4 protein-coding genes are annotated in these 3,066 nt (G+C 29.9%); all 4 read left to right on the forward strand.

What is annotated here, in order from left to right:
• Window positions 1–236 precede the first annotated feature (236 nt).
• The gene (locus WFK35_RS21815; RefSeq protein ID WP_002977293.1) at window positions 237–596 is read left to right on the forward strand and encodes a DUF6876 family protein; all 360 of its coding nucleotides are present in this window, start codon (window positions 237–239) and stop codon (window positions 594–596) included.
• A 73-nt stretch (window positions 597–669) separates the two neighbouring features.
• Window positions 670–1,083, forward strand: a complete 414-nt coding sequence (locus tag WFK35_RS21820; protein ID WP_336734663.1) for a hypothetical protein — start codon at window positions 670–672, stop codon at window positions 1,081–1,083.
• Window positions 1,084–1,353: 270 nt separating this feature from the next.
• On the forward strand, window positions 1,354–2,310 hold the full coding sequence (locus tag WFK35_RS21825) for a zincin-like metallopeptidase domain-containing protein (RefSeq protein ID WP_002977297.1): 957 nt from the start codon (window positions 1,354–1,356) through the stop codon (window positions 2,308–2,310).
• A 362-nt stretch (window positions 2,311–2,672) separates the two neighbouring features.
• Window positions 2,673–3,066 (forward strand): hypothetical protein (locus tag WFK35_RS21830; protein WP_336734665.1); only part of this gene is annotated, 394 nt, incomplete at its 3' end.

Genomic DNA, 3,066 nt, shown 5'->3' on the forward strand with positions numbered 1-3,066 from the left:
AAATCTTTTTGGGTTTCTAAATAAAATGCTGCGCCATTTTTTTCAGATACTCCTAAATCCGAAGGACAAAAATATTTCATAGCCTCCATTACATACTTCATTGCGGTTTTGTATTGAATCTGAATTTCTTTCGTCAGAAGCAATGAAAAACAGGGAGAAAGTAGATTATAAAACAATGCTGTTAAAATATCAACTGCTCTCAACAATTTAAATATTAACCCAAAAAATTGGCAATTATGAAAAATCCCAAAATCTCAGCTAATGATTTTTACAATCAGTTTACAGGAACTGAGCAGTACTATTCCTACATCTTTGGAATATTATTGACTGACGGAGTCAAAAATGTGGCATATGAAGAAGAGTGCTACTGGTTTCTGGACTGTATAGCATCTTATCAGACTTCTCAAAAATTTCAAAGTGAAGATTTTCAAGTATGGACGATTAAAAGAATCAAGGATGAGCAGTTTAGTCTTTCTGCATCTGACGGAAATGAAAATCAGTTAATGTCAGCCATTATTCCATTCTCTGACTTCTTTTTTGAAGAATTTACCATCTGGAAAGAGGGTAATGTACTATTACTTCCAAGCGAACACTAAATAATATGAAAACCTCACGATGTATAGGTAATCGTTTTATCAAATTCCAAACTTAAGAATACTTATAAATTTTATGGGAACTTATTCAATTATATATTTAAAAGAAGCTCAATTAGCTGAGGAAGTAAATAACTTTCTGAAAGAAAACTTTGATTTGAACTATGAAAATTTCAATGGCGTTGACTATGGTGTTTTCTTTACACAGGCAATGTTCAATGAAGAACTTAGATTTTTAAATGAAGATGAAGAAGGTAAAAAGATACTAGCCCATTATGACCGACCGCTTACTACAGAAACTTACTATTCTCTCTTATTTGGAATAGGCAACTGCTTTGGAGATATTGGAACTGCCTGTATAAAAGTCTCAAGTGTAATTGAATCAGATTTCAAGTTTATCAGAGCACTTCAGAAGTTCAAAAAGACACCTGAATTTATCAAATATGTCGATTTGAAAAATCACAGCATCTTCAAAGATTATTATCAATAAGGATTGAATAATTTTAATTGTTTTCTAATCCTTTATATTCTGACTTTCTCGGTTTTCTTATGCGAAATTAGAAATCCATCCTCCAATCAAAAAATCTTTTTGGGTCTCTATAATTACAGCATAGCTATAATTTCAGACACTCCTGAATTCTTCGAACAAAAAGATTTCAAAGCCTTCATTACATTCTTTCATTCCGGTTTTATTGAATGACAGATTTCTTTTGGAATGCACATAAAACAATAGAAAAGTCAGAATATTAAATAAAGTATTATGAAAACATTCACAAAAAAAAGTAATTCAAAAGATTCTTCACAAGAAAAAAATGAAGATAGATTCATTTTAAAAATACTCGAAAACCTTGATAAAGTTAATCCGCAGGACTGGGAACATTATGCTGATGTGCAATTTCAAATGCCGAAAAATCTTTTTACAAAAAAGCAATATCAAGGCTTTAACACAGTAGCTCTTTATATTGATGCTTTAATCAATAATTTCCAAACCGCCGATTATGCGACATTCAACTCTATTTCGAAAGCCGGTGGCAGACTAAAAAAAGGAGCAAAAGGTACAATCATTGAATTTTTTAGCTTCATCTACAAACATAGAGAGACGGGTAAAATCTATAGCAGAGAACAAGTATTAGAAATGTCGGTGAATGAAAGAGAAAATATTAATAAGATCAGCTGTTTAAAGAATTATACCGTTTTTAATGCTGAACTGATTGAAAATATAGCCGATCTAAATATTGATACTGTCATTGAAGAGGAAAATCTAGTACTGGATTTTCAGGAACAATGTAATAGTGAAGAATTTATCAATTCAATTATTACTAACGGTAATCTAACAGTTAGGCAAACTCTTTCTAGTACAGCTTATTATACGCCTTTAACAGATATAATTTCAATTCCAGAAAAGAAATATTTTATATCTGAAGATAAATATTATTCTACATTATTTCACGAGATCATTCACTGGACTGGTCACGAAAGCAGATTAAAAAGAGAATTAAAAGGTCATTCAGATTTAACAAGTTACTCTTTTGAAGAACTTATTGCAGAAATGGGTAGTATGCTAATCTGCCTCCAATTTGGAATTACTAAGGAGTTTATCAATTCCGTAAGATATCTTAAAAGCTGGTCTGTCAAAAATACATCTAAGCGTGAGGAAAATATCAAGAAAGCATTTGCATCATCTAAAAAAGCAAAGAAATTTCTTGAACAACTTTGATAAAATAATAAGGCTGCCATAGGGCAGCCTTTTCTATTATCGTCAAGAATTATTATTAAATATTTTCCTAAAGAATCTTTTTAAAGGATTCTTCAAGACATTCCAGCCAACGACGATAATAACTAAAGTTAGAGATATTTTTCTTGCATTATTATTGTCAGTGGTATTACCTATAAACGCAAACAGAAATATGTAAAACGCTATTGCTCCGTACACCACAAATTTTATTATTCTTTTCATTATTAATTCTGATTAATAAGAATATGTAAATATAAAAATATTTTTGAAATAATAGGTAAAATATTTTAAATTGGTTTAATAGGTAAAAAATAGTATATTTGTTTAATTCTGATAACAATGAAATGGAAGAGAGTACAAATCACAATTTATTTACGGACATTGCAAGAAGGAATTTTCTAATAAAACAGTTCTTTAAAGCAAATGATGTTACCATTGATTTACTGGGAGATATCAATAATCCCTTAATGGTAACTGAAAACAATATTGTTTTAAGCTGCTATGTCAGTAATTTTAATCTTATTTTTAAAGATGATTCTTTTGAAGGAAATGAATCATTTACCATTAAACTTAAAAATGACCCGGCTATTTTGAAAGATAAATTAGCGGACTGGATTAATTATGCTTCTCACAGGAAAATATATATTTTTACCTCTGACGAAGGATTGTATTATTCCAAGTTTATAAGAATTTATAATGGAAAATTACCCCTTTTCAGCCCTTCAAAAGAGTTGGCAT

The organism is Chryseobacterium sp. VD8, from assembly GCF_037149975.1.
GTDB lineage: Bacteria > Bacteroidota > Bacteroidia > Flavobacteriales > Weeksellaceae > Chryseobacterium > Chryseobacterium indicum.